Here is a 19,895-nt window from a genome sequence, read left to right as displayed (position 1 = left end):
TCCGCCCATGAGCACCTCGGCACACGGTGTCGTCAACGGCGGCATCTCCTTCTGGTTCGCCGACGACGGCCTGCCCGCGGCCCGCGAGCCGCTGGCCTCGGACACGTCGGCGGACGTCGTCATCGTGGGCGGCGGCTACACCGGGCTGTGGACCGCGTACTACCTGAAGAAGGCGGACCCCGCCCTGCGGATCACCGTCCTCGAACAGAAGTTCTGCGGATACGGTGCCTCGGGGCGCAACGGCGGCTGGCTCTACAACGGCGTCGCGGGCCGCGACCGGTACGCCGCGCTGCACGGCCACGAGGCCGCGGTACGGCTCCAGAAGGCCATGAACGACACCGTCGGCGAGGTCGTCAGGGTCGCCGCCGAGGAGCACATCGACGCCGACATCCACCACGGCGGTGTCCTCGAAGTGGCCCGCACCCCGGCCCAGTTGACCCGCCTCAAGGAGTTCCACGCGCACGAGCTGGCGTTCGGCGAGGACGACAGGGAACTGTACGACGCGCGGGCCACCGCCGAGCGGATCACGGTCGCCGACGCGGTCGGCTCGACCTGGACCCCGCACGGCGCGAGGCTCCACCCGGTGAAACTGGTCAAGGGCCTCGCGGCGGCCGTGACGGCGCTCGGCGTGCGCGTCCACGAGTCGACACCGGTCACCGAGATCGGCCCCGGCCGCGCCGTCACCCCCTACGGCACCGTCCGCGCGCCCTACGTGCTGCGCTGCACCGAGGGCTTCACCGCCAACATCAAGGGCCAGCGCCGCACCTGGCTGCCGATGAACTCCTCGATGATCGCCACCGAACCGCTCACCGACGCGCAGTGGGCGGCGATCGGCTGGGACGGCCGGGAGACCCTCGGCGACCTGGCGCACGCCTACATGTACGCGCAGCGCACCGCCGACGGCCGGATCGCGCTCGGCGGACGCGGGGTGCCCTACCGCTTCGGCTCGCGCACCGACCACGACGGCCGCACCCAGGACGCGACCGTCGAGGCGCTGCGCGACCTCCTCGTCCGGTTCTTCCCCGCGCTGGCCGGGCTCCCGGTCGCGCACGCCTGGTCCGGGGTCCTCGGCGTGCCGCGCGACTGGTGCGCCACGGTCAGCCTCGACCGGGCGACCGGCCTCGGCTGGGCGGGCGGCTACGTCGGCTCGGGCGTCGCCACCACCAACCTCGCCGCCCGCACCCTCACCGACCTGGTGCGCCTCGACTCGGGGGAGGGCGCCCGCACCGACCTGACCCGGCTGCCGTGGGTCGGCCACCGGGTCCGCAAGTGGGAACCCGAGCCGCTGCGCTGGCTCGGCGTGCACGGCATGTACGCCACCTACCGGGCCGCCGACCGCCGCGAGAGCGCCTCGCACCGCGCCGAGTCGTCCCGCCTGGCGCGGATCGCGGACCGGGTGGCGGGCCGCCACTGAGACGCCCCTCGCCGCGTCACCGACGGCAGGGCCGTGTCGCGCCCGCTCACGCCTCCAACGCGGCCTTGCGGTTGGGGGACTTGGCCGTCACCATCAGCCCGGCGACCAGCCCGGCCAGCACCATCACGGCCGCGGCCCACCAGATCGCCACCGTGTAGCCGTGCACGACACCCTCGTTGACGATCAGCGCCTTCTGGGCCGGGTCGCGCAGATGGGCGGCGATGTACGCGGTGCTGCTCGTCGTCGCGATGGTGTTCAGGAGCGCGGTGCCGATCGAACCGCCCACCTGCTGCGCGGTGTTGACGGTCGCCGAGGTCACGCCCGAGTCCTCGGGGGCGACCCCCGCGGTCGCGGTCGCGAACACCGGCATGAAGGTGAGGCCCATGCCGAGGCCCATCAGGATCAGCGCGGGCAGGATCTGCGAGGCGTAGTCCGAGGTGACGGTCATCCGGGTCAGGATCACCATGCCGCCCGCGGCCAGCAGCATGCCGGGCACCATCAGGGCGCGCGGCGGGGCGTGCTGGAGCAGCCGGGCGGAGATCTGCGTGGAGCCGATGATGATCGCGACGGTGAGCGGCAGGAACGCCAGGCCCGTCTTCACCGGCGAGTAGCCGAGGACGACCTGGAGGTAGTACGTCATGAACAGGAACAGCCCGAACATGCCGATGACGGCGAGCGCCATGGTGATGAAGCAGCCGGCCCGGTTGCGGTCCTTGATGATGTGCAGCGGCAGCAGCGGATGCTCCGCCCGCCCCTGCCACCACACGAACGCGCCGAGCAGCACGATCCCGATCGCGAACAGGGTCAGCACCAGCGGATCGGTCCAGCCGCGCGGCTCGGCCTCGCTGAACCCGTAGACGATCGCGACCAGGCCGCCGCAGCCGAGGAGCGCCCCGGGCACGTCCAGGTGGGCGGAGGCGTTGCCGGGCCGGCCGTGCAGCAGGGCCAGCGCGCCGAACACGGCGATGATCGCGATCGGCACGTTCACGTACAGGCACCAGCGCCAGCTCAGGTACTCGGTGAGGATCCCGCCGATGAAGAACCCGATCGCCGACCCGCTGCCCGCGAGGGCGCTGTAGATGCCGAACGCCTTGCCGCGTTCGCGCGGGTCGGTGAAGGTCGTCGTGAGCAGGGACAGCGCGGACGGCGCGAGGATCGCGGCGAAGGCGCCCTGGAGGGCGCGGGCGCCGAACAGCATGCCGGACGAGGTGGCGGCGCCGCCCAGCGCGGAGGCGCCGGCGAAGCCGATCAGCCCGATGACGAAGGTCCGTTTCCGGCCGACGAGGTCGGCGATCCGGCCGCCCAGCAGGAGCAGCCCGCCGAAGGCGAGCGTGTACGCGGTGATGACCCACTGCCGGTTGGCGTTGGACATCCCCAGGTCGCGCTGGGCGGACGGGAGCGCGATGTTCACGATCGTCGCGTCCAGGACGACCATCAGCTGGGCGAGAGCGATGACCACCAGCGCCCACCAGCGGTGGGGATCGGAGTCCACGGGCGCGGCGGATGGGCCTGTCCGGGTGACACTCATCTGGTCAGAACACCACGAATGACCACGGGTCGCATCCGGTGGCGGCCCTCGGGCGGGAGGCCGGGGGACTGTCAGTGGCGGGGTGCAGGATGGGGGCATGGCGAGGAGAGCGACGAGCGGCGCGAGCGGTACGGGCGGTACGAGGGGCGCGAGTGGAGCGGGGGCCGCGGGCGGGCCTGGGCGGGAGCCGGGGGTGAAGGCGGCGCGCCGCCCCGAGCTGCGGCTGCCCCCGCTGGAGCCGTATCCGGACGGCCCGCTGGAGCCCGACGGCGACTACGACGGCCTGGAGTTCCGCGATCTCGACCTCGCCGGGCAGGACGGCGGCGGCGCCCGCTTCATGGACTGCGCCCTGACCGGCTGCGGCCTGGACGAGACCCGGCTGCACCACGCCCGCTTCCTCGACTCCGTGCTGAGGGCCCCGCGCGGGGTGGGCACCCGGCTCACCGAGGTCACGCTCCGTGACACCGAGGTCCTCGACGCCCGTCTCGGCGGGGTGCAGATGCACGGCGCGGTCCTGGAGCGGGTCGTGGTGCGCGGCGGCAAGATCGACTACCTGAATCTCCGCTCGGCCCGCCTCAAGGACGTCGTCTTCGAGTCCTGCGTCCTGGTGGAACCGGATTTCGGCGGCGCCCATCTGGAGCGCGTCGAGTTCGTCGACTGCGCGCTGCGGGAGGCCGACCTGACGGCGGCCACCCTGAAGGACGTCGACCTGCGGGGCGCGACGGAACTGGGGATCACGCGCGGGGTGGAGCGGCTGGCGGGCGCGGTGATCAGCACGGGCCAGCTGATGGACCTGGCCCCGGTGCTCGCGGCGCAACTGGGGCTGCGGGTGCTCTAGCCGCGCGGGCGGGCCGGTAGGGGACGGGTGTTTCGGTCGCGCGGGGAAGCAGGGAAAGCGGGAGGACCGGCGCCCCCGGCGCCCCGGCGCCCCCGGCGCCCCGGGGGAACGGAGGGAGCCCGGGACCGGGGTGTCCGTGCGGCGCCGGGGGTCGGTGCCGGTGGGCGAGGGGATGCCTCCTAGCCGAAGAAGGCGGCCATCCGCTCGGCCGCGTCGGGTGCCAGCCCCATGCTCTCCAACCGTGCCGACTCCGCCCCGATCGACGCGGCGCGGTCGAACATCTCGCTCTCGTAGGCGGCGACGGCCGCGCCCAGGTCGTCGCCGCTCCCGGCGATGGCCCGCGCCAGCAGGACGCCGTCCAGCATCGCCTGGTTGGCGCCCTCGCCCACCGGGGGCATCAGATGGGCGGCGTCCCCGAGCAGGGTGACGTCCGGGCGCGAGGGCCAGCGGGTGCCCACCGGCAGCGCCTCGATGTTCCGTCCGACGAGCGATCCGGCGTCGCAGGCGTCGATCAGCCCGGTCAGCCCCGGGTCCCAGTCGGCGAACAGACCGTGCAGGCGGGCCACGGTCTCTTCCCAGGTCAGGTCGGCGAAGCGCTGCCGGTCGAGCCACCCGGCGTCGGTCCGCACGGTCACCGAGACGCGGATCGTGCCGTCGCCCGACCGCTGCGCTCCCAGGTTGCGGTTGTCGCCGAGGGCCATGAGGCTGCCGGGTCCCACGAACGCGGCCGTCCCGGGGCTGCGCCGGTCGGCGTCGGTGATCGTGAGCTGGAGGTAGGCGGACAGGTGGGCAGGGCGCGCGTCCGTGAGGAGCGGGCGGACGCGGGAGCGTCCGCCGTCCGCGCCGATCAGGAGGTCGCAGTCGGCCAGGCCGCCGTCCGCGAAGGCCAACCGGTGGCCGCCGGACGGCAGTTCCTCGACGCCGGTCAGCCGGCGGCCCCAGCTCATGGCGGTCTCGGGCACCCTCGTCAGCAGCAGCTTCCTGAGCACCCCGCGGTCGATCTCGGGACGGGTGCCGCTGCCCGGCTCGGGAGCGTGGTGGCCCAGGGTCCGGCCGGCCGGGTCGAGGATGCGCAGATTCTCGCCCTCGGGCCTGGCCTCGGCGCGGAACGCCTCGGTCAGGCCCAGTTCGGCCAGGGCGCGCTGCCCCGACCCGGGGTGCAGGTCGAGGGTGCCGCCGTGGCCGCGGGCGTCGAGAGCGCGGTCCCGTTCGTAGACGGTGGCCGCGATCCCGTGCCGGTGGAGCATCCCCGCCACCACCAGCCCGCCGATCCCGCCGCCGACGACGGCGATCCGCGGCGACCCGCGCCCGCCGGTGTCCGTGGCGTTCCCGCCGTCCCTGGCCTTCCAGCCGTCCGTGGCGTTCCCGCCGTCCCGCTCGTGGCTTTCGCTGCTCGTGTTCATCCAGGCTCCTCGGCGGCGGGAAGTTTCCGTACGGTGTACGGAAGCTACCGTACACCGTACGGAAACGGTCGGCGTACGGTGATGCCGTGAATCTGATCTGGGAGCGCCCCGAACCGCGCGGCCGGACCGCCGCGCCCACGGACCGGGGCCGGATCGTGGCGGCGTCGGCCGCGCTCGCCGACGCCGAGGGACTGGCCGGACTGTCGATGCGCAAGGTCGCCGCCGAACTGAGCGTCAGCCCGATGCGGCTGTACGGCTATGTCGCCACCAAGGACGAACTGCTCGACCTGATGGCCGACTTCGTCTACGGCGAGATCGCGGACGCCCTCGACGACCGGGCCGGATGGGAGGAGGCGCTGCGCGCCATCGCCGTCGCCACCCGGGACCGCGCCCTGCGGCACGCATGGTTCGTCGAGCTGATCGGCGGCCGCCCGCACCTGGGCCCCAACGCCCTGACGGTGATGGAGGCCACCGCGGCCGCCCTCGCCCGCGCCCTCGGCCCCGAGGACGGCGACCGGCTCATGGCGGCCCTCGGCGTCTTCAACGCCTATCTGATCGGCACCGTCCGCAACGAGGTCACCGAGCGGCGCCTCGACCGGGTCGGCGGCACCGACGAGAAGCGGTGGCGGGAGTCCGTCGGCGACTACCTCGGACGCCAGCTCGCGACCGGGCGCTTCCCGACGATGGAACGCGTCCTCGTGGACGGGCCCGGGGCCGAGACCGACGAGACGTTCGCCGCGGAGGTCGGGATCATCATCCGCGGGCTGACCGCGCCGGGTGAGCGCCGCGGGCCGACCCGCGCCGAGTGAGCGCGGCGGGCGGCCCCGGCCCCCGCCGGACGGCTCCCGCGGCTCACTCCACGCGGGGGAAGGTCGCCTGGAGGGCCCAGATCGCCGGGTTGTCGCCGAGGTCCTCGTGCAGGTCGACGAGGTCGGCGATCACGTCGTGCAGGAAGTCCCGCGCCTCCCGCCGCAGCGCGGAGTGCGAGAAGGTCAGCGGCGCCTCCTCGGCGGGCATCCAGTCCGCCTCGACGTCCACCCACCCGAACCGCCGCTCGAAGAGCATCCGGTCGGTCGACTCGGTGAAGTCCAGCTCGGCCCGCTGCGGCCGGGAGGCGCGGGACCCGGCGGGGTCCCGGTCGAGCCGCTCGACGATGTCGCACAGCGCCCACGCGAAGTCGAGCACCGGCACCCATCCCCAGGCTGTGGACAGTTCCCGGTCCGTCTTCGTGTCGGCGAGATACACGTCACCGCAGAACAGGTCGTGCCGCAGGGTGTGCACGTCCGCCCGCCGGTAGTCCAGCTGCGGCGGGTCGGGGAAGCGGTGGGAGAGGGCGTAGCCGATGTCGAGCACGTAGGCGATGGTGTCACGCCGCTCTAGGATCACTCACGTGTCCCGATCCGCACCTCTTGTCCCGTCCGCCCTGCCGGTGCTGCTCACGGCGTTCCTCCTCACCGCGTGCGGCGCGGGAGTGCACGGCACCCCCGGTGCGGAGGGGCTGCGCGACCCGTACTTCCCGAAGGCGGGCAACGGCGGCTACGACGTCACCCACTACGACCTGAGACTGGACTACGCCCCGGGCTCGGGCACCCCCCGCCTCACCGGCGAGGCCACCCTCACCGCGCGGGCCACCCAGAGCCTCTCCGCGTTCGACCTCGACCTCGACGGGATGGACGTCCAGTCGGTCGAGGTGGAGGGCAGCGCGGCCCGCTGGAACCGCGACGGCCAGGAACTGACCGTCCGCCCCCGCCACGACCTGGACCGGGGCGAGACGTTCCGCACCACGGTCCGCTACCGCGGCACCCCGCGCACCCTCACCGACCCGGACGGCTCCCACGAGGGCTGGCTGCCGACCAGGGGCGGGGCGCTCGCGCTGGGCGAGCCGGTCGGGTCCATGGCGTGGTTCCCGGGCAACCACCACCCCTCGGACAAGGCGACGTACGACATCACGGTGACCGTCCCGAAGGGCCTGCGGGCCGTGTCCAACGGCGAGTTGAGGTCGGAGCGGACCAGCGGCGACCGGACGGCGTACGCCTGGCACACGGGGGAGCCGATGGCGACCTACGTCGCCACGGTCGCCGTCGGCCGCTACGACATCAGCCGCTCGACGGCCCCGGGCGGCCTGCCGGTGTACACCGCCGTCGCGCCCACCGAGGCGAAGGCGAGCCGCAAGGTGCTCGCCCGCATCCCCGAGATCATCGAGTGGGCGCGGTACAACTTCGGCCCCTACCCGTTCTCCTCCACCGGCGTGATCGTCGACCGCCCCGACACCGCCGAGTACGCCCTGGAGACCCAGAACCGCCCGGTCTTCCCCGGCACCCCCGACCTCGAGACCCTCGTCCACGAACTCGTCCACCAGTGGTACGGCGACTCCGTCACTCCGAGGAGCTGGCGGGACATGTGGCTCAACGAGGGCTTCGCGACGTACGCGGAGTGGCTGTGGGGCGAGGACCACGGCGGCGACAGCGCGCAGCGGACCTTCGACGCCCTCTACGACCACGGCGAGGACGACGACCCTGACCTCTGGGCGTTCCCGCCCGCGAAGCCGAGCGGCCCGGGGCACATCTCCGACACCCCCGTGTACCAGCGTGGCGCGATGGTCCTGCACAAGATCCGGCAGACCGTCGGCGACGACCGGTTCTACGACATCGTCCAGGGCTGGGCGGCCGCCCACCGCCACGGCAACGCGGACACCGCGCAGTTCACGGCGTACGTCGAGAAGATGGCCCCGCACCAGGACTTCTCGACGATCTGGACCGACTGGCTGTACGGCGAAGGCAAGCCGGCCCACCGCTGACGCCCCGACCCGGCCCGCACACCGCGGCCGTCCCGGGAGACCGGCGGCGCGACTCACCCGCACCGCCGGCCGTCGGTCACCTCCGGGGCCCCTGCCGCCGGTCGCCGCGGTTCTCCCGCAGGGGGTTGTCGCGGCTGCCACGGCCGCGGTCCTCACGGTGGCCGCGGCCGGCCCGGTTGCCGCCCGACGGGTCGAGGTTGGCCGCCGCGGAGGTACTTGCCACCGGCGTGCTGTACTGCCCCGTCTGGGCCGCGGTCCTCTGCACCAGCCCGCGGCTGTCGATGTGCGCGATGAGGTTCTCCTGGTAGGTGGTGAGCTTCTCGGACGCCCTCTGCGCGGCTCGGCTCACCGCCTCCACTAACGGCTGCCGCACGTCGGCCGTCTGGGCGCGAACGAATTCGGCCTGCTCGGGGGAGTACCCCTGTCGGGCGATGTACTGATTCAGGTCCCGGTCGTAGGCGTGCACCTCCTGCTCCCGGGCGGTGACGCGCTCATAGGCCCTTTCGATGTCCCGGTACGGGTTCGCCGCGTCGAAGGCCCGCCGCTCCGAACTGGGCATCGCGTTCCTGACGGCCTCGACGCCCAGATCGTCGACGAGTCCACGAGCGGTCTGCGGAGGTTCCGGCGCGACATAGATATCGAAGTCGCCCTGGCTTGGATAGCTCATTATGTCCGTTCGTTGGTGGGAATCTCCCTCCACAACGTGACACCCGCCGCGAAGGTTCAATCTGTTCCACGGGCGGAGATCCGAGGATCGGCAGCACGCTGCGCGGGCGAGCGTGCCCACCGTGAGCGGTGACGGAGCGGACGAATCCTGCGACGGAGGGGGTGTCGCACATCGGTGCGTGCGGACCGTCGGCCGCCGACTGAAGCTGCGGCGGGCGGCGGTGAGCGTCCGGGTGGCCGACTTCGCGGTGGCGATCGGCTACGGGTGCGGGAACTGGGGGAGTTGGAGGCGCGGGTGGTCGAACAGCGTCACGCTTCAGGTCATGCCAAGGGAGCCACTGGCGTTCATCGAACAAGTGGGTCCTGCGTGGAGATCGCCACCGGCCGGGAGTTGAGCGGACGCGGTGCGGTGCCGGTGTCCTCAGCGCAGATATGTCTGCTGCCACGCGATCGAGGACATGGTGAGAGCCGCCTCGGCGAGATTCCTCGCTGAGGCGGTCTTGAGCGCGGCGACGCTGCTGTCGATCCAGGGCTGCACGTTCGCGCAGCCCTGTTCGCGGTACTCGACGGCCTGGATGAGGCATTCGAGCTTGTCGGCGTCGTGAGCGCAGATCACTTCGAGGGAGTCGCCGTTCTCGTACTCCGCGACGATCCGCTGGGCGCCCGCCCGCACCGCCGGGTGTGCGGCCGACACCTGGTCCGCGGTGACGCGTTCGTTGCCGGCGGCTTCGAGGTATCGGCGGCCGATGTGCGGGATGTCGCCGACGCGGGTCTCCTGTGTGTCGTGCCAGAGGCCGAGGAGCGCCGTCCTGGCCGGGTCGGCGCCCTCCATCATGGCGAGAACGGAGCCGATGAGGGCGACGCGGAAACTGTGCTCCGCGATGGTCTCGGGGTCTTTGACCCCGGCGATCCACCACCCGGACCGCTTGGCGCGCTTCAGCATCCCCATTTCCAGGAGGAAGCCCGCCGTGCCCTTCGCATGCTCCTGCTCCGTGTCCGCCATGCGTCGCGTCCTCCGATGTGTCATGCGCGGGTCTCGCGTAGAAGGTAGTGCAGTGCGGTGAGTTCCCGCCTCGACCGGGGGGAGACCGTGTCGTGGTCGAGCAAGTGGACGATGTGCGACCGCAGTTCGTCCGTCAGCGCGGAATCGGCCAGGGGCAGCCAGCGGTGCGACGTGAGCAGGGCCCAGAGCGAGTGGGCGTACAGGTCGACGTAGGCCGGAGCCTGACGCAGGCCGGCGCTGAACCCCCGCAGAAGGCACACCGGTTCCCAGCTCGTCGGCCTGCGCCGCATGAATGCGTCGTTCGCCTGGGGTTCACGGCTCGCTCCGAGCCAGTGGGCCCAGTAGGTGAGGTTGGCCGCCTCGGCGTCGTCGTCGCCCGCCATCGCCCGGTCGATGAAGTCCACCAGGGGCTGTGTGTCGCCGAGGCGGGAGAGCGCGACGGCCGTCGATCGCGCTGTCGCCCAGTGAGGTGACCAGCCGCGCACGGTGATGAGGTCACGACGGACGTGCAGCGCGTGGCCCGTCCACGCGATCGCCTCCGGGGTCCGTTCGTACGAGCACAGGTAGAGCGCCTGGCGGTGAAGGAGCAGTCCGCCCTCTCCGGTGCGCACGGCCGAGTCCGCCATCTCACGGAGCCGGGAGAAGAACGCGCCGCGGTCGGGTACGGGCAGCAGCGGGGCCGGTGCGGCGGGGCCCCGGCGTCTCGGCGGCGAGCGGTGCGCGAGGCCGGGCGGGACCGTTCCGTCCAACGCCCACGCGATCATGTCGGCGGTGTCACGGGTGTGCACCCAATCGGCGAGCGGGTGCCGGGCGACGGCCCCGGGGCGGATCGTCGAAGAGATGACGCGGTCCGCGTCCAGGGCCGGATCGAGAAGACGCAGGACGTGAGGGTCGGCGTCCATGGCGAGTAATCGGTGCCGCAGGTCGGCCAGCGTGCCGACCTTCACATGGGCGAGCGGCCTCCGTCCCGTCTCCCACCCCTGCCAGGTGGTGAGATCGATGCCGAGAGCCTCCGCCATGGACGCCTGGGTGTGCCGCGTGCTCTCGCGGGCGGCGCGCAGGACGAAGCCCACGATCGTGCAGCCGGGAGCCTGCCCGCGTGCGTCCGTGATCCTGGCCATGCCGCCCCCCGCGCGTTCTCAGGCTGCCGCAACTCGTACTCGCAGTCAGTCCTAGTCCATCCCCGACGGCCGTAGCTTCGGCTTCACGAGATCCGCCGTCGTCGAGGAGGAAGCACGATGTCCACCACCGTCACGAGCGACGCACGCCCCTTGGGAGTCGGGCGGCTCGCCCCCTACCCGAGCGTCGCCCACCGTCCCCACGCCTCCGTCACGGTCGACCCCGACACACAGCTCGGCCGCTATCTGGATCGCGGCGGCCGCCCGGTGGAGATGGGTAGACACGGCACCGGTAAGGGCACCGAGACCAAGACGACCACGAACTCCGACTCCGCACCCGACGAGGGGCACGACCAGGACTCGGAACAGGACTGACCGGTGTGTGAGAACAGCGCGGTGCTCGTGGCCACCGAGGCGGACGACCCCACCGCCGACATGGTGATCACTGAGCTGAACCGTCGCGGCACCCCGGTGGTCAGGTTCGACCCCGCGGACATCGGCATGGATCTGACACTGTCCGCCCGCTTCGGCGGCTGTGCGGCTCCCGTGACCGGAGAACTCCGTACGCCCTCGAGAGCTGTCGACCTGACCGAAGTCAGATCGGTGTACTGGCGGCGCCCGGTATGGCCCGCGTTCGACGGCCTCGGCGAGGACGACGCTCGCTTCGCGGCGGCGCAGGTCCGCTACGGGCTGGGCGGCACTCTGCACGCCCTGTCCGGGCCGCTCTGGGTCAACCACCCGCTCAGGAACGCCGAGGCGGACTACAAGCCCGCCCAGCTCGCCGTCGCGCGGCGCCTCGGACTCGCCGTACCTCCCACCCTGGTGACGAACGATCCGGCCGAGGCACGGTGCTTCGCCGCCGCCCACGACCAGGTGATCTACAAGACGCTGCGCTGGACGCCCTACCGGCGCGACGGCGTCCCCGTTACGGGCTGGGCCGACCCGGTCACCGCAGCCGAGATCGACGAACGGGTGCGCGTGGTACCGCACTTGTTCCAGGCCGTCGTCGACAAGGTCGCGGACCTCCGGGTGCTGGTGGTGGGCCGACAGGTCTTCGCGGTACGGATCGAGTCCGGGATCCTGGACTGGCGCAGGGACTACTCGGCCCTCTCCTACCGGGCGGTCGAGCTGCCCGGTCCGGTGGAGCGGGCTCTCCTCGCCCACCTGGACCACTTCGGGCTGGTCTCGGGAAGCTTCGATCTCGCCGTGGACAGGGAGGGCTGTCCGTGGTGGTTGGAACTGAACCCGAACGGTCAGTGGGGATGGCTCCAGGAGCCGACCGGCCTTCCGATGTCCGCCGCCTTCGCCGAACTGCTGACGCAAGGAGCCCTGTCATGACCGACACCACCCCGCAACGGCGCGCTCTCGCCGACCGGCTGGTCCGGGCCGGTGTTCTGGTCAGCCCCCGGTGGCGGGCCGCCGTGGAGGCCGTGCCGCGCGAGCTGTTCCTGAGTCCCGGCGTGTTCCTGCCCGCGGGCGACGGCCGGTGGCGGCCGGTGCCGGAGACGGGAACCGCGTCGGCCGAGTGGACCCGGATCGCCTACCTCGACGAGTCCTTGACCACCCAGCTCGACGGGCGTCTCACCGCCGACCGGGTCGGTGGGCCCGTCGACGGTTCGCCCACGTCGTCGTCCACCACCCCGGTCACCGTCGTCGACATGATCGAGAAGCTGGAGGCGGCCGACGGGCATCGGGTGCTGGAGATCGGGACGGGGAGCGGGTACTCCTCGGCCCTCATGTGCCACCGCCTGGGCGAGGACAACATCACCACCGTCGAGGTGGACCCGGCGGTCGCCGCGAGGGCGGACGCCGCTCTGGAGGCCGCCGGGTACTCGACATGGACCGTCACGGGGGACGGGCTCCTCGGCCATCCACGCCGCGCCCCCTACGACCGGGTCATCGCCACCTGCGCGGTCCGCCGCATCCCCTACGCCTGGGTCCGCCAGACCGCACCGGGCGGGATCGTGCTGGCCACGGTGGGCGGAACCTGGAACTACGGCACCGGACTCGCCAAGGTGACGGTCGCCGACGACGGCACGGCCGAGGGCGGCATCATCGGCCCCTCCTCGTTCATGCAGGCCAGGTCGCAGGCGGACCTGCCCTTCACCGGCGACCTGTCCGCACGCACCGCCTACGCCGACAGCGAGCGCGAGACCTCGCTTTCGCCTCTCCTGCTGGAGGAGTGGATGCCGGCTTTCCTCGCGCAACTCGCCGCACCCGGGGCGCGCTTGATCCGGGCCACTTCCGCCGAGGGCGGGCGGCTCCTGAACCTCGTCGATGCGGACCGCGAGTCGTTCGCGTCGTTCACGGAGAAGGGCGGCGGCAGTTGGACGGTGCGCCAAGGCGGCCCGCTGGCCCTGTGGGACGCCGTCGAGCAGGCACTGAGCGCTTGGCAGGACGCCCGACGGCCCGGCATCGACACCGTGCGGCTCCGGATCACGAGGGAGGCGCACACCTACCAGATCGAAGGCCACCCGGCGCTCCGGTGGCAGCACCGCCTGGGGTGAACTGCCCGGCGCGGCGCGGAGCGGAGCGCGGAGGCCCCCGGCCGTTGCCGGCCGGGGGTTTCCTCAGTTCGTCGGGTGCGTCAGACGTTCACCCCGAAGTCCTGCGCGATGCCCACCAGGCCCGAGGCGTAGCCCTGGCCCACGGCGCGGAACTTCCACTCCGCGCCGTTGCGGTACAGCTCGCCGAAGACCATCGCCGTCTCGGTGGCCGCGTCCTCGGAGAGGTCGTAGCGGGCGATCTCCGCGCCGCCGGCCTGGTTGACGATGCGGATGTAGGCGTTGCGGACCTGGCCGAAGTTCTGCGAGCGGTTCTCCGCGTCGTAGATCGAGACCGGGAAGACGATCTTGTCGATGTCGGCGGGGAGGCCCGCCAGGTTGACGTTGATCGCCTCGTCGTCGCCGTCGCCCTCACCCGTGCGGTTGTCACCGGTGTGGACGATCGTGCTGTCCGGGGTCTGCTTGTTGTTGAAGAAGACGAAGTGACCGTCCGAGTAGACCTTGCCCTGCGTGTTGACCGCGATCGCGGACGCGTCGAGGTCGAAGTCCGTGCCGGTGGTGGTGCGGACGTCCCAGCCGAGTCCCACGGTGACGGCGGTCAGGCCCGGGGCCTCCTTGGTCAGCGAGACGTTGCCACCCTTGGACAGGCTTACAGCCATGGTTCGGGAGTCCCTTCCCTCGTTACATACGTACGGCTTCGTACTGGGGACGAAGCTACCGTCACCCCCATGAACGTCGAGAGGGGTCTCGGAGGTTCCGCATCCCTTTACCTTTTTTACCCGGCCAAATTCGAGTGACGGGAGCCCGTCAAACCGGCGACCATGGAGGCATGTCCGGTCCCTATGTCATCCGCGGCTCCGTCTCGCTCCCCGAGGCCGAGCTGACGTGGAGTTTCTCGCGGTCGTCGGGGCCGGGTGGCCAGCACGTCAACACCAGTGACTCGAAGGCCGAGCTGCGTTTCGACCTCGCGGCCACCGAGGCGCTCCCCGACGTCTGGAAGCAGCGCGCGCTGGCGCACCTCGCCGGGCGGCTGGTCGACGGTGTCGTGGTCGTCCGTTCCTCGGAACACCGTTCGCAATGGCGCAATCGCGAAGCCGCCCTCGTCCGCCTCGCGGCCCTGCTCGCCGAGGCCACCGCCCCACCGCCCAAGCCCCGCCGCGCCACCCGCATCCCCCGCGGCATCAACGAACGCCGCCTCCGCCAGAAGAAACAGCGCTCGGACACCAAACGGGGCCGCTCAGGACGCGACTGGGGTTAGCGGGCGGCGGAGGCCGAGGTCGGCGCCGGGGTTCGAGTCAGGTCCAGGACTCCCACCGGCTGGCCGCCGCTGGTCTCGTCCGTGCGGTCGAAGCCCAGGGCGCGGTAGAAGCCCTCGGGGCCTTCGGGACCCGGGTGCCAGGTCACGTACATCTCGTCCGTGCCGCGTCGGCGCAGTTCGTCCGCGACGGCGGCGACCGCGAACCGGCCGTACCCCCTGCCCTGTTCCCGCGCGTCGATGTTGAGCCGCCACAGGCCGGAGCGGAACAGGGTGCCGTCGCCGCGCCAGTCGATGTCGAGGAAGGCCATCAGGAAGCCCACGGGGCGGCCGTCGTCGATGATCAGGCGGGGCCACGCGACGCCCGCCGGGCGCACGTACGCCTCGGCGAGGGAGTGCGCGACCGGCTCGACGGCGTGCTCCTGGTCGGCCCGCACCCGGATCGCGAGCGCCGCGTCGAGGGTGGCCGGGGTGATCTCCTCCAGGCGGGGCCCGGACGGCGCCCCCCGGTCTCGTCCACTGGTCGTCATGCGCGCACTGTAGGCCCGGCGGGCGGGACCGTCCCACCGGATTGCGGGGCGGTGTGGTCCGCGGGGCAGCGCCCCCGCGATCGACGATCCGTGTCGCGCGTCAGCGCACCCGCGGACGAAGCCCCTCGAGCCGCCGGGGACACCGCAACCCCCACCCCTCACCGCAACTGCCGGTACCGGCCCTTGAAGTACGCCAGTGGGCCGCTCTCCTCCGGGCGGGTCTCGGCTGTCAGGACCCGGCCGATGACCAGGGTGTGGTCGCCGGCTCTCACCCGGTCGTGGGTGCGGCACTCCAGGGTGGCGAGGGCGCCGTTCACCAGGGGGGCGTCCGAGAGCGGGCCGCGCCGGTGCGGGAGGTCGGCGAAGAGGAGGCGGTCGCTGAGCCGGCCCTTCATCGCGAACCGGCCCGCGATGTGCCGGTGGCTGTCCGCGAGCACCGAGACCGCCCACAGCGGCTGCTCGTCGAGGAGGTCGTCCATCCGGGAGCCGGTGCGCAGGCTGACCAGGACCAGTGGCGGGTCGAGCGAGACCGACAGGAACGCGGTCGCCGTCATGCCGACGTCCTCGCCGACCGGTGCCGACGGGTCGTCGGGGTCGAGGGACTGCTCGCGGGCGGTCACCAGGACCACGCCCGCGGTCAGCCGGGACATGGCGGCGCGGAACTCGTCGTTGCTCACCCCCTCAGCATGCGGGGGAGCGGACAGGGACGGCGAGAACGCGGCGGGAGGAGTGTCGGGCACCCGGGAAACGCTAATGTCCGCACTGCACGGCCGCATCGGGCCCCGGGCCGAGTCCGGACCTAGGACCAGGGGCGGACGTGCGGGGGCGGGAGGGGGCCCGGGCCAGAAACGCACGGTCGTGACCTCCCGCGGAGGGCTTCGGCGGGCCGAAAGCGTGCGGTCGGCCGGCGGAAAACATGCGTGGGTAAGCGCGTGCGGAATATGCAGAAAACGACGAAACTCCTCTCAACTGTTCATCTTTCGCTGTGACTTGAGTCACAAGGGACATCAATTGTTGACCCTGTGTACCGAGGGCGGAGCGCGCTGTGATTCAGTGGCGGGGAATGAGCTACGAGGTCTCGGGGGGAGGGCGACCATGGAGACCGAGTCGGAGCCTTACGTCCGCCTGGCGACCCTGCGGCAACTGCACCAGGTGATGGCGGACATGAACACGGCCCGCAGCCTGGCCGACACGCTCCAGACCGTCGCCGACGGCGTCGTGGGCGGCCTCGGCTACGAACTGGCCTGCGTCAACCTGGTCCGCCAGGACGGCGACCTGGTCGTCGCCGCGTTCGCCGGGAACCCGGCCGCCGAGGCGCTCATCACCGGCCGCGTCGGCTCCCGCGCCTCCTGGGAACGCCGTCTCGGCATGGGCGAGCACTGGGGCGACCTGGTGTTCATACCGCACACCGAGGGCTGGGTCCTCGACGACGACGACGTGCCGCAGTGGTACACCGACGGCCCCGCCCCCCGGTTCGAGGACGAGTGGCACCCCTCCGACCGCCTCTTCGCCCCCATGCGCACCACGAGCGGCTCCGGCGGCGAACTGATCGGCGTGCTCTCCGTCGACCGCCCGCGCAACGGCCGCAAGCCAGGCGCCTGGGGACGCGAAGCGCTCCAGATGTACGCGTTCCAGGCCGCCATAGCGATCAGCAACGCCCGGCTGCGCGCCAACATGCAGCGCGCCCTGGTCCGCCTCGAACGCGAGCAGCAGGCCCTGCGCGCCAGCGAGGAGAGCTTCCGGCAGGCCTTCGAGTACGCCCCCTCCGGCATGGCCATCGCCGAGATGGGCGGCGACCAGCACGGCCGCATCCTGCGCACCAACGACGCCCTCTGCCGCCTCCTGGGCCGCCCCGCCTCCGCGATGCGCCGCTACGCCTTCTCCGACCTCGTCCACCCCGAGGACATCGGCACCCTGCTGCGCACCTCGGCCGAGGGCGGCCGGGCCGAGCTGCGCCTGGGCCGCAGGGACGGCACCTACGTCTGGGTCTCGCTGCGCAACAGCGTCGTCGCGGACGCCGCCGACGGCCCCCGCTTCCTGCTCACCCACGTCGAGGACATCGAGGAGCGCAAACGCCGCGAGCTCCAGCTCGCCCACCGCGCCTCCCACGACTCCCTCACCGGCCTGCCGAACTCCGCCGAGCTGCGTGCCCGCCTCGCCGCCCGGCTCTGCAACCGCAGCGCGCAGGCCGCCGAGGTGGAGTCCATCGACGCCGCCTACGGGCACCCCGGCTACGACGCGGGCGGCCACGGCTTCGACTTCAGGCCGGGCAGCGAGATGTACGAGGGCCACGACCACCACGAGCACACGGTCGCCCCCGAGGACGACCGCGACGACGGCGCCAAGGGCCTCGCGGTCCTCTTCTGCGACCTCGACGGCTTCAAGTCGATCAACGACCGGTTCGGGCACAACGCCGGTGACGCGGTCCTCATCGAGGTCGCCAGGCGGCTGTCGGCCGCCGTCCGCGACGGCGACACCGTGGCCAGGCTCGGCGGCGACGAGTTCGTCGTCCTCGCCGACGGCCTCGGCCGGGCCGACGCCCAGGACCTCGCCGTCCGGCTGCGCAACGAGATCATCCAGCCGGTCCGGGTGGACGGCCGGGCGATGCGGGTGGGCGCCAGCTTCGGCATCGGGTGGGCGCACTGCGGAATGACGGCGGACGAAGTGTTGAAGTCCGCTGACGAGCGGATGTACGTAGAGAAACGATCTCGTCCCAAACAACACAGGCGGGCGGGATGATCCGCAGGTCAGCGCGTCGGTGCGAGCTGAGTCACCCGTTCGGGTCACCGGGTGGGGGTAGGCTCGCCCTTCTGACCCCCTCGCATCCGACCCGCACCTGCTGAGGAGTACCCAGGGATGACGTCCGGCAACAACGGCGCCCATACGCCCGAGGACGACGACCCGTTCGGCTACCTCTACGCCGACGGGCAGGCCAACGGCGCGCAGCCCCCGTCGGGCGGCGGCTACGGCTACCCGAACTCGGTGAACCGGGTCAGGGCGGTCGGCCAGCGGCAGTACGGCGGCCAGCAGCAGGCGCAGGCGCCGGCGTCCCCCTACGGGCAGGTCCCGCAGCAGCAGGGCAGCTACGGCCAGCCGAACGCGCACTACTCGGCGCCCGAGACCCTCCCGGGCGGCGGTGGCGCCGGCGGCCGGCAGCCGGGGTACGGCCCTCCGGGCGGCCGCGGCCGCGGCCCCAACACCAAGGGCCTGCTGATCGGCGCGATCGCGGTGGTCGCCGCCGTCGTCATCGGCATCGCGGTCGCGATGGCCGGCGGTGACACGAAGGACGACAAGGCGAACGACGCGGGCTCCACCGAGACCGAGTCCTCGCAGAGCGCCGAGCCGAGCACCTCGGCGAGCAGCAGCGTCTCGGAGGGCGAGCTGCCCGAGATCGACGCGAAGGCGCTCAACCTCGGCTCCGGCGCCTCGACGGCGTCGGAGGTGAAGGGCGCCTCGGCCGACGGCGGCGTCTACGTCAGCGGCCTCAACCAGGCGGGCGCCTCGGTCACCTGGACCGTCAACGGCATCCCCTCGGACGGGACCTACACGGTCTTCGCCCGCTACAGCACCGCCGACGACGACCAGTCGATGACGCTCACCGTCAACGGCAAGCCGTTCGGCAGCAAGCTGAACCTCGGCAACTTCGCCCACGCCAAGGACGGCGACCTGGAGAAGGGGTGGACGAAGACCTTCGCCTGGCCCACCCTCACCAAGGGCACCAACACGATCTCGCTCTCCTGCCAGGACGGCGACAAGTGCAACGTCCTGCTCGACCAGCTCTGGCTGAAGAAGGGCCAGGTCAAGGAGTAGCGGTCCTGGCGGCGCCGCTCGCGCCGCTCTCCCGCGTCACCGCGACCCGCCCCAGCAGCTCCCGGTAGGCGTCCGCGTCGAACTCACCGGCCGCCGGTGCCAGCACCGTCGCCGTCGACAGCGCGACCGCCCTGACCAGCCGCTCGGGCCAGCTGAGCCCCTCGACCAGCCCCGACAGCAGCCCCGCCACCGCGGAGTCGCCCGCGCCGGTCGGATTGCCGTCGACCCGGGCCGGCGGGACGGCCCGCCAGCGGCCCTCGGGCGTCACCGCGAGCATCCCCCGGGTGCCGAGCGACGCGACGACCGTGCGGGCGCCCCGCCCGCGCGCGTCCCGGGTGGCCCGGGTCGGGTCGTGGGAGCCGGTCAGCTCGGCCAGCTCGTCGGCGTTCGGCTTGATCAGGTCGGGCCGCGCGGCCACCCCGCGGCGCAGCGGTTCCCCGCTGGTGTCGAGGAGCACCGGCACCCCCGCCGACCTGGCCGCCCGCACCAGCACCGCGTACGCGCCGACCGGGACGCCCGGCGGCAGGCTCCCGCAGAGCGCCACCGCCGAGGCCGACGCCAGCAGCTCCTGGTAGAGCCCCTGGAACGCGGCCCACTCGGCGGGCCTGATCTGCGGGCCCGCCTCGTTGAGCTGCGTGGTGTCACCGGTCGTCGCGTCGACCACGGCGACCGTGCGCCTGGTGGGTTCCGCGACCTGCACCAGCGCGTCCACCAGCCCCCCGACGGTGGCGAGCCGGTCCCGCACGACGGCCCCGGTGGCGCCGCCCGCGAAGCCGGTCACCGTCACCGGGTGGCCGAGCGCGGCGAGCACCCGGGCCACGTTCAGCCCCTTGCCGCCGGGCCGTTCGGACACCTCGGTGACCCGGTGGCTGGCGTGCGGGAGCAGGCGCGGCACCCCGTAGGTGATGTCGAGCGCGGTGTTCAGCGTGACCGTCACAAGCACTCTCGTCGACCTCCTGGACTGTTCTTCGACGGCCTGATCATGTCAAAGAGACGGTGGCCAGGCCCAGTGGCGGGTATCGGCCAGGC

Annotated in this window: 20 protein-coding genes; 10 read left to right on the top strand and 10 right to left on the bottom strand. The window is 72.4% G+C overall.

Annotated features, from left to right (window positions below; all coding sequences use genetic code 11):
* The first annotated feature begins 7 nt into the window (after positions 1-7).
* Complete coding sequence (locus tag DDJ31_RS17715; RefSeq protein ID WP_127179311.1) at positions 8-1,414, top strand: NAD(P)/FAD-dependent oxidoreductase; 1,407 nt, start codon at positions 8-10, stop codon at positions 1,412-1,414.
* A gap of 46 nt (positions 1,415-1,460) precedes the next feature.
* Here DDJ31_RS17715 and DDJ31_RS17710 read toward each other — a convergent pair whose 3' ends face one another.
* Entirely contained in the window at positions 1,461-2,942 is a 1,482-nt protein-coding gene (locus tag DDJ31_RS17710; protein WP_127179312.1) for an MFS transporter, read from the bottom strand.
* Positions 2,943-3,039: 97 nt separating this feature from the next.
* On the opposite strand from DDJ31_RS17710, the gene DDJ31_RS17705 reads away from it, so the two are divergent.
* Positions 3,040-3,780: a pentapeptide repeat-containing protein gene (locus DDJ31_RS17705; RefSeq protein ID WP_127179313.1), complete on the top strand. Its 741-nt coding sequence runs from the start codon at positions 3,040-3,042 to the stop codon at positions 3,778-3,780.
* 179 nt (positions 3,781-3,959) lie between these two features.
* Here DDJ31_RS17705 and DDJ31_RS17700 read toward each other — a convergent pair whose 3' ends face one another.
* Positions 3,960-5,183 carry an FAD-dependent oxidoreductase gene (locus DDJ31_RS17700; protein WP_127179314.1) on the bottom strand — a complete coding sequence of 408 codons (1,224 nt, stop codon included), beginning with the start codon at positions 5,181-5,183 and terminating at the stop codon, positions 3,960-3,962.
* A gap of 86 nt (positions 5,184-5,269) precedes the next feature.
* On the opposite strand from DDJ31_RS17700, the gene DDJ31_RS17695 reads away from it, so the two are divergent.
* Positions 5,270-5,992: a TetR/AcrR family transcriptional regulator gene (locus DDJ31_RS17695; protein WP_127179315.1), complete on the top strand. Its 723-nt coding sequence runs from the start codon at positions 5,270-5,272 to the stop codon at positions 5,990-5,992.
* Between the two features lie 43 nt (positions 5,993-6,035).
* On the opposite strand, the gene DDJ31_RS17690 is transcribed toward DDJ31_RS17695, so the two are convergent.
* The gene (locus DDJ31_RS17690; RefSeq protein ID WP_127182736.1) at positions 6,036-6,536 is read right to left on the bottom strand and encodes a hypothetical protein; all 501 of its coding nucleotides are present in this window, start codon (positions 6,534-6,536) and stop codon (positions 6,036-6,038) included.
* 37 nt (positions 6,537-6,573) lie between these two features.
* Here DDJ31_RS17690 and DDJ31_RS17685 point away from each other — a divergent pair, with 37 nt between their 5' ends.
* Positions 6,574-7,980, top strand: a complete 1,407-nt coding sequence (locus DDJ31_RS17685) for a M1 family metallopeptidase (RefSeq protein ID WP_240678171.1) — start codon at positions 6,574-6,576, stop codon at positions 7,978-7,980.
* 76 nt (positions 7,981-8,056) lie between these two features.
* Here the strand turns inward: DDJ31_RS17685 and DDJ31_RS17680 are convergent, their stop codons facing one another.
* From DDJ31_RS17680 to DDJ31_RS17670, 3 genes are all read right to left on the bottom strand, one after another.
* Positions 8,057-8,647 carry a hypothetical protein gene (locus DDJ31_RS17680; protein ID WP_127179317.1) on the bottom strand — a complete coding sequence of 197 codons (591 nt, stop codon included), beginning with the start codon at positions 8,645-8,647 and terminating at the stop codon, positions 8,057-8,059.
* A 420-nt stretch (positions 8,648-9,067) separates the two neighbouring features.
* Positions 9,068-9,649: an HD domain-containing protein gene (locus DDJ31_RS17675; RefSeq protein WP_127179319.1), complete on the bottom strand. Its 582-nt coding sequence runs from the start codon at positions 9,647-9,649 to the stop codon at positions 9,068-9,070.
* Between the two features lie 20 nt (positions 9,650-9,669).
* Positions 9,670-10,770 (bottom strand): helix-turn-helix domain-containing protein, encoded by a 1,101-nt coding sequence (locus tag DDJ31_RS17670; protein WP_127179320.1) that lies wholly within the window; start codon positions 10,768-10,770, stop codon positions 9,670-9,672.
* Between the two features lie 117 nt (positions 10,771-10,887).
* Between DDJ31_RS17670 and tgmA the strand changes: the two genes are divergently transcribed.
* The 3 genes from tgmA to tgmC are packed head-to-tail and all read left to right on the top strand — an operon-like array spanning position 10,888 to position 13,274.
* Positions 10,888-11,142 carry a putative ATP-grasp-modified RiPP gene (tgmA, locus tag DDJ31_RS17665; protein WP_127179321.1) on the top strand — a complete coding sequence of 85 codons (255 nt, stop codon included), beginning with the start codon at positions 10,888-10,890 and terminating at the stop codon, positions 11,140-11,142.
* A 3-nt stretch (positions 11,143-11,145) separates the two neighbouring features.
* Positions 11,146-12,105, top strand: a complete 960-nt coding sequence (gene tgmB, locus DDJ31_RS17660; protein WP_127179322.1) for an ATP-grasp ribosomal peptide maturase — start codon at positions 11,146-11,148, stop codon at positions 12,103-12,105.
* The gene (gene tgmC, locus DDJ31_RS17655; RefSeq protein WP_127179323.1) at positions 12,102-13,274 is read left to right on the top strand and encodes an ATP-grasp peptide maturase system methyltransferase; all 1,173 of its coding nucleotides are present in this window, start codon (positions 12,102-12,104) and stop codon (positions 13,272-13,274) included. Before tgmB ends, tgmC begins: the two co-directional genes overlap by 4 nt.
* A gap of 80 nt (positions 13,275-13,354) precedes the next feature.
* Here tgmC and DDJ31_RS17650 read toward each other — a convergent pair whose 3' ends face one another.
* Complete coding sequence (locus tag DDJ31_RS17650; RefSeq protein WP_127179324.1) at positions 13,355-13,930, bottom strand: TerD family protein; 576 nt, start codon at positions 13,928-13,930, stop codon at positions 13,355-13,357.
* A gap of 170 nt (positions 13,931-14,100) precedes the next feature.
* Here DDJ31_RS17650 and arfB point away from each other — a divergent pair, with 170 nt between their 5' ends.
* A complete protein-coding gene (gene arfB / locus DDJ31_RS17645) occupies positions 14,101-14,529 on the top strand; it encodes an alternative ribosome rescue aminoacyl-tRNA hydrolase ArfB (protein WP_127179325.1) in 429 nt (142 codons plus the stop codon).
* On the opposite strand, the gene DDJ31_RS17640 is transcribed toward arfB, so the two are convergent.
* Together DDJ31_RS17640 and DDJ31_RS17635 are read right to left on the bottom strand one after the other, a co-directional pair.
* Positions 14,526-15,056: a GNAT family N-acetyltransferase gene (locus DDJ31_RS17640; protein ID WP_127179326.1), complete on the bottom strand. Its 531-nt coding sequence runs from the start codon at positions 15,054-15,056 to the stop codon at positions 14,526-14,528. The genes arfB and DDJ31_RS17640 overlap by 4 nt on opposite strands.
* A 158-nt stretch (positions 15,057-15,214) precedes the next feature.
* Positions 15,215-15,796 carry a flavin reductase family protein gene (locus DDJ31_RS17635; RefSeq protein ID WP_127179327.1) on the bottom strand — a complete coding sequence of 194 codons (582 nt, stop codon included), beginning with the start codon at positions 15,794-15,796 and terminating at the stop codon, positions 15,215-15,217.
* Between the two features lie 355 nt (positions 15,797-16,151).
* Between DDJ31_RS17635 and cdgB the strand changes: the two genes are divergently transcribed.
* The gene (cdgB, locus tag DDJ31_RS17630; protein ID WP_127179328.1) at positions 16,152-17,795 is read left to right on the top strand and encodes a diguanylate cyclase CdgB; all 1,644 of its coding nucleotides are present in this window, start codon (positions 16,152-16,154) and stop codon (positions 17,793-17,795) included.
* Positions 17,796-17,912: 117 nt separating this feature from the next.
* On the top strand, positions 17,913-18,866 hold the full coding sequence (locus tag DDJ31_RS17625; RefSeq protein ID WP_127179329.1) for a carbohydrate-binding protein: 954 nt from the start codon (positions 17,913-17,915) through the stop codon (positions 18,864-18,866).
* On the opposite strand, the gene DDJ31_RS17620 is transcribed toward DDJ31_RS17625, so the two are convergent.
* A complete protein-coding gene (locus DDJ31_RS17620) occupies positions 18,856-19,809 on the bottom strand; it encodes a 1-phosphofructokinase family hexose kinase (RefSeq protein WP_127179330.1) in 954 nt (317 codons plus the stop codon). The genes DDJ31_RS17625 and DDJ31_RS17620 overlap by 11 nt on opposite strands.
* Positions 19,810-19,895 lie beyond the last annotated feature (86 nt).

Origin of the sequence: Streptomyces griseoviridis (assembly GCF_005222485.1) — a bacterium.
GTDB classification, from domain to species: Bacteria; Actinomycetota; Actinomycetes; order Streptomycetales; family Streptomycetaceae; genus Streptomyces; species Streptomyces hintoniae.
The sequence above is the reverse complement of the archived record's forward strand: the minus strand, read 5'-3'. Positions and strand labels throughout refer to the sequence as shown.

Bases quoted from the DNA above. Each gene is read 5' to 3' on its own strand.
- DDJ31_RS17650 (WP_127179324.1), bottom strand. From the start codon at position 13,930: ATGGCTGTAAGCCTGTCCAAGGGTGGCAACGTCTCGCTGACCAAGGAG.
- DDJ31_RS17640 (WP_127179326.1), bottom strand. From the start codon at position 15,056: ATGACGACCAGTGGACGAGACCGGGGGGCGCCGTCCGGGCCCCGCCTG.
- DDJ31_RS17705 (WP_127179313.1), top strand. From the start codon at position 3,040: ATGGCGAGGAGAGCGACGAGCGGCGCGAGCGGTACGGGCGGTACGAGG.
- DDJ31_RS17675 (WP_127179319.1), bottom strand. From the start codon at position 9,649: ATGGCGGACACGGAGCAGGAGCATGCGAAGGGCACGGCGGGCTTCCTC.
- arfB (WP_127179325.1), top strand. From the start codon at position 14,101: ATGTCCGGTCCCTATGTCATCCGCGGCTCCGTCTCGCTCCCCGAGGCC.
- DDJ31_RS17715 (WP_127179311.1), top strand. From the start codon at position 8: ATGAGCACCTCGGCACACGGTGTCGTCAACGGCGGCATCTCCTTCTGG.
- DDJ31_RS17700 (WP_127179314.1), bottom strand. From the start codon at position 5,183: ATGAACACGAGCAGCGAAAGCCACGAGCGGGACGGCGGGAACGCCACG.
- tgmC (WP_127179323.1), top strand. From the start codon at position 12,102: ATGACCGACACCACCCCGCAACGGCGCGCTCTCGCCGACCGGCTGGTC.
- DDJ31_RS17670 (WP_127179320.1), bottom strand. From the start codon at position 10,770: ATGGCCAGGATCACGGACGCACGCGGGCAGGCTCCCGGCTGCACGATC.
- DDJ31_RS17710 (WP_127179312.1), bottom strand. From the start codon at position 2,942: ATGAGTGTCACCCGGACAGGCCCATCCGCCGCGCCCGTGGACTCCGAT.
- DDJ31_RS17625 (WP_127179329.1), top strand. From the start codon at position 17,913: ATGACGTCCGGCAACAACGGCGCCCATACGCCCGAGGACGACGACCCG.
- DDJ31_RS17680 (WP_127179317.1), bottom strand. From the start codon at position 8,647: ATGAGCTATCCAAGCCAGGGCGACTTCGATATCTATGTCGCGCCGGAA.
- cdgB (WP_127179328.1), top strand. From the start codon at position 16,152: ATGGAGACCGAGTCGGAGCCTTACGTCCGCCTGGCGACCCTGCGGCAA.
- tgmA (WP_127179321.1), top strand. From the start codon at position 10,888: ATGTCCACCACCGTCACGAGCGACGCACGCCCCTTGGGAGTCGGGCGG.